Origin of the sequence: Aquabacterium sp., from assembly GCF_035476535.1 — a bacterium.
Taxonomy (GTDB): domain Bacteria; phylum Pseudomonadota; class Gammaproteobacteria; order Burkholderiales; family Burkholderiaceae_C; genus Pseudaquabacterium.
Map to the genome: position 1 here is coordinate 1 of NZ_DATILJ010000157.1, position 4,932 is coordinate 4,932.

General features: G+C 69.3%; 3 protein-coding genes and 2 pseudogenes. All 5 read left to right on the top strand.

Annotated elements, in window-relative coordinates:
* Window positions 1–525: pseudogene (locus VLK61_RS15410) on the top strand (ABC transporter ATP-binding protein); the annotation flags it as partial.
* Window positions 526–554: 29 nt separating this feature from the next.
* A pseudogene (locus VLK61_RS15415) lies at window positions 555–1,025 on the top strand (ABC transporter ATP-binding protein); the annotation flags it as partial.
* 300 nt (window positions 1,026–1,325) lie between these two features.
* The gene (locus tag VLK61_RS15420; protein WP_325422499.1) at window positions 1,326–2,780 is read left to right on the top strand and encodes an aldehyde dehydrogenase; all 1,455 of its coding nucleotides are present in this window, start codon (window positions 1,326–1,328) and stop codon (window positions 2,778–2,780) included.
* Window positions 2,781–2,991: 211 nt separating this feature from the next.
* The gene (locus tag VLK61_RS15425; protein WP_325422497.1) at window positions 2,992–3,648 is read left to right on the top strand and encodes a hypothetical protein; all 657 of its coding nucleotides are present in this window, start codon (window positions 2,992–2,994) and stop codon (window positions 3,646–3,648) included.
* A gap of 114 nt (window positions 3,649–3,762) precedes the next feature.
* Window positions 3,763–4,704 carry a diguanylate cyclase gene (locus tag VLK61_RS15430; protein WP_325422498.1) on the top strand — a complete coding sequence of 314 codons (942 nt, stop codon included), beginning with the start codon at window positions 3,763–3,765 and terminating at the stop codon, window positions 4,702–4,704.
* Window positions 4,705–4,932: the final 228 nt, after the last annotated feature.

The following is a 4,932-nucleotide window of genomic DNA, read 5'->3' on the forward strand; positions in this document are numbered from 1 at the left end:
CATGCGTTTTCGCGCGCCGGCATTGCCCGCACCTTCCAGACGCCGCGGGTCTTCGCCGACATGAGCGTGGCCGACAACGTGCGCTTCGGCCTGCAGTTCGCCGGCCGCGGCCGCGAGGCGCCCTGGCTGCTGCGCGACGAAGCCAGCATCCTGGCGCTGATCAGCCTGAAAGCGCAGGCCGGCCTGCCGGCCGCCGCGATCACGCCATCGCAGCAGCGGCTGCTGGAAATCGGCATGGCGCTGGCGACGCGGCCCCGGCTGCTGCTGCTGGACGAGGTGGCCGCGGGCCTGACCGAAGCCGAGGTCGAAGCGATGGCCCAACTGATCCGCCGCCTGCGCGACGAGCTGGACCTGTGCGTGGTGTGGATCGAGCATGCAGTGACCACGTTGCTGCGCCATGTCGAGCGCGTGCTGGTGCTGCACCAGGGGCGCAAGATCGCCGACGACACGCCCGCGGCGGTGATCCGCCATGCCGAGGTGATCGAGGCCTACCTGGGCGACGAAATGGTGGAGCCGATCCCATGAAGCCCGCCGACCTGCCCGTCGCCAGCGGCATGGCCCGCTTGAAGATCGAGGGCCTGTGCACCGGCTACGGCGGCTTCGCGGTGCTGCGCGACTTCACGCTCGAGGTGCGCCCCGGCCTCACCGTGATCCTGGGCCCCAACGGCGCCGGCAAGACCACCTTGCTGAAGGCCCTGGCGGGATTGCTGCCGCGCGAAGGACGCGTCCACTTCGATGGCCATGAACTGGCCGCGTTGAAGCCGGCCGACAACGTGCGCCGCGGCCTCGCGCTGGTGCCCGAGGGCCGCCAGCTGTTTCCGCAGATGACGGTGGCCGAGAACCTGGAACTCGGCGCCTGGCTGCTGCCGCCGAAAGAACGCGCACAGCGCCTGCAGCAGGCGTTCCGGGACTTCCCGAAGCTCGCCGAACGTGCGCAGCAGCTGGCCGGCACCATGAGCGGCGGCGAACAGCAGATGGTGGCTGTCGCCCGCGCGATGATGAGCGCGCCGCGCCTGCTGATGCTGGACGAACCCTCGCTGGGCCTGGCGCCGAAGATGGTCGACGAGCTGCTGGCCATCGCCCGCCGCATCGCCGACGCCGGCACCACCGTGCTGATGGTCGAGCAGAACGTGCGCAAGGCGCTGGCCGTGGCCGACCGCGGCCATGTGCTCGAACGTGGCCGCCTCGTTGCCGGCGGCCCGGCTTTCCTGCTGGCGCGGTCCACCGTGATCCGCCACGCCTACCTCGGCAGCGCCCCAGCCACGGCAAGCGCTACCGCCACCGCTTCCACCGCTTCCACCGCTTCCACCGCCAAGGAAACCACCATGTCCGACCTGTCCATGTTGATCAACGGCCTGGCCGTCAGCGCCGAAGGTGGCCGCACCTTCGAACGGCGCAACCCGCTCGATGGCGCGGTGGCCACCCGCGCGCCGGCCGCATCGGTGGCCGATGCAGTGGCCGCCGTCGACGCCGCCGCCGAAGCCTTCAAGACCTGGAGCCAGACAGGCCCCGGCGAGCGCCGCGCGCTGCTGATGAAAGCCGCCGCCGCGTTGGAAGCCAAGACGCCGCAGTTCATCGAAGCCGTCGCTGCCGAAACCGGCGCCACTGGCATGTGGGCCGGCTTCAACGTGCACCTGGCGGTGGGCATGCTGCAGGAAGCCGCGGCGCTGACGACGCAGATCAGCGGCCAGGTGATCCCCAGCGACGTGCCCGGCTCGCTGGCCATGGGCGTGCGCCAGCCCGCCGGCGTGGTGCTGGGCATCGCGCCGTGGAACGCGCCGGTGATCCTGGGCGTGCGCGCCATCGCCACGCCGCTGGCCTGCGGCAACACCGTGATCCTGAAGGGCAGCGAGAACTGCCCGCGCACCCACGGCCTGATCATCGAAGCGCTGCAGGAAGCCGGCTTCCCGCCCGGCGTGGTGAACTACATCACCAATGCGCCGGCCGACGCAGCCGCGGTGGTCGAAGCCATCGTCGCGCACCCCGCGGTGCGGCGCGTCAACTTCACCGGCTCCACCTCGGTCGGCAAACTGGTCGCGATGACCTGCGCCAAGTACCTCAAACCCGTGGTGCTGGAACTCGGCGGCAAGGCGCCGCTGGTGGTGCTGGATGACGCCGACATCGCCGACGCGGTCAACGCCGCGGCCTTCGGCAGCTTTGCCAACTCGGGCCAGATCTGCATGAGCACCGAACGCATCATCGTCGACACGAAGATCGCCGATGCCTTCGTCGACCAGTTCGTCGCCAAGGCCGGCAAGCTGCCGCTGGGCGACCCGCGCAAGCCCGAACCGGTGGTGCTGGGCTCGGTGATCGGCATGGGCACCGTCGAGCGCTGCAATGCGCTGATCGACGACGCGCTGGCCAAGGGCGCCAAGCTGCTGTGCGGCGGCAAGGCCGGCAACACGCTGATGCCGGCAACGGTGCTGGACAGGGTCACGTCCGACATGCGCGTGTACCACGAAGAGACCTTCGGCCCGCTGAAATGCATCGTGCGCGTGGCCGACACCGAAGCCGCCATCGCCTGCGCGAACGACAACGCCTACGGCCTGTCGGCCGCGGTGTTCGGCCGCGATATCGCCCGCGCATTCCAGGTCGCGCGGCGCATCGAGTCGGGCATCTGCCACGTCAACGGCCCCACCGTGCACGACGAGGCGCAAATGCCCTTCGGCGGCGTCAAGGCGTCCGGCATCGGCCGCTTCGGCGGCCAGGCCGGCGTGGCTGAATTCACCGAGCTGCGCTGGATCACGGTGCAAACGGCACCACGCCACTACCCGTTCTGATCGGGGCTGGCACGCCCGCGGGCGTGCTGGCCAGGCACCGGGCGCCCCGGGTTCAGCCTGCATCACCGGTGTTTAGCGCGGCCGCCGGCAGCACCCGACACTTGCGCTACCCTTCCGGCCCTTGATCCGGAGGGGACAGATGCGAGGAGTCAACCAGGGCGGCACAGCCACAACAGGTATCGATCGAGCGGTCGCACCGTTCCTCCTGCTGTTGCTGGGCACCGATGCCGCGCTGTTGCTGGTGCACGCCGCCACCCAATGGACGGACTGGTTCGGCCCGCTGCCGATGCTGGCGGTGGACAAGGACGGCTCGTATCCCGAGTTCTATCAGTACCTGAAGTGGTTCTGGATCACCGTGCTGCTGCTGTGCACCGCATGGCGGTCACGCTCGCCCTCCTACCTGGCCTGGGCCGCACTGTTTGCCTATTTCCTGGCCGACGACGCCCTGCGCCTGCACGAGGTGCACGGACAGCGGCTCGCGCAGTGGCTGCAGATACCTGCGCCGCCCCACCTGCGCTCCCGCGATGTCGGCGAGTTGCTGATTTCGGCGATCGCCGGGCTGACCTTGCTGCCTGCACTGCTGGTGGCCTGGTGGCGCGGCACGGCCAGCTTTCGCGCGGCAAGCCTGGATCTGCTGTTGCTGGTGGCCGCACTGGTGTTCTTCGGCGTCGGCATCGACATGCTGCATGTCGTCGTCTCGGGCCACACCGTGCTGCACCACCTGTTTGCCGTGGTCGAGGACTGGGGCGAGATGGTCGTGGCGAGCTTGTTGGCGGGCTATGCCTTGATGCTGTGCCTCGACGGGGCGGCACCCACGCCGTCGCTATGGCAGCGGCTTCGCCATGTCTTGCGCGCCAGGCCGCGCTGACCGTTGCGGCATGGACCGCAAGACCTGCTCGCCTGCAAGCCCGCTTCCGGCACCAAGAGTGCAGGTCGACACGGCGCTCCGACAATGCGCTACGCTGGATCGACAATGGACGGCATGAAGCTCCCGCTACCGTTTGCTGCGGCGCCGCGGCGCCCGCGCCTGCTGGTCGTTGATGATCAGCCGATCAATGTGCAGACGCTGTACCAGGCCTTGTCCGCCGAGCACCAGGTGTTCGTCGCCACCGGCGGCGAACAGGCGCTGAAGCTGGCCCGCGAGAAGCAGCCCGACCTGGTGCTGCTGGACGTGGTGATGCCTGACATCGACGGTTACGAAGTCTGCCGCCGGCTGAAGGCCGACAGCACCACCGCCGACATCCCGGTGATCTTCGTCACCGCCCACAGCGACGAACACGAAGAAGCCCAGGGGCTTGATGCCGGCGCGGTGGACTTCATCGCCAAGCCGATCAACCCCCGCATCGTGCGGGCCCGCGTGAAGACGCATCTGACGCTGAAGCAGCAATCCGACCAGCTGCGCCAGATGGCGTTTGTCGATGGCCTCACCGGCGTCTTCAACCGCCGCTATTTCGATGAGCGCCTGCAACAGGAATGGCTGCGCGCGATGCGCAACGGCACGCCGCTGACGCTGATGCTGATCGACATCGATGCCTTCAAGCCCTTCAACGACCGCTACGGTCACCAGGCCGGCGACGACTGCCTGCGCCGCGTGGCCCACGCGCTGGCCGCCGGACTGCAGCGCCCGGCCGACCTGCTGGCGCGCTATGGCGGCGAGGAGTTCGCCTGCGTGCTGCCCGAGACCGAAGTACAGGGCGCACTGGCGCTGGCCCAGCGCCTGAGCGAGCAGGTCAAGGCGCTGGCCATCGAGCACGCTGATGCGCCGTCGGACCGCCGCATCAGCGTCAGCATCGGCGTGGCCGGCCGCCCGGCGTCACGGCCGGGCGAAGAGTGCGGCGGCAGCATCGCCGAACTGCTGGTGCGCACCGACCGCCAGCTCTACCGTGCCAAGAACGCCGGGCGGGCGCGGGTCTGCGCGGAGTGAGCCGACTGTGGCGTCGCGCGCGATGCCAGCACGGCCTGCTCTTTCGACTCGACCGAACACCAGGCCGCTGCGGCCTGCGGTGATTCGACCGAACACCATGCTGCGGCCGCCTTCGGTGATTCAATCGAGCACCAAGCAGCCGCGGCCTTGGGAGCTTCAACCGAACACCACGCCGCCGCCTTCGGCGTTTCGATTGAACACCAGGCCGCATCGCTGCGCGGCACCGGC

Bases quoted from the DNA above. Each gene is read 5' to 3' on its own strand.
- VLK61_RS15420 (WP_325422499.1), top strand. From the start codon at position 1,326: ATGTCCGACCTGTCCATGTTGATCAACGGCCTGGCCGTCAGCGCCGAA.
- VLK61_RS15430 (WP_325422498.1), top strand. From the start codon at position 3,763: ATGAAGCTCCCGCTACCGTTTGCTGCGGCGCCGCGGCGCCCGCGCCTG.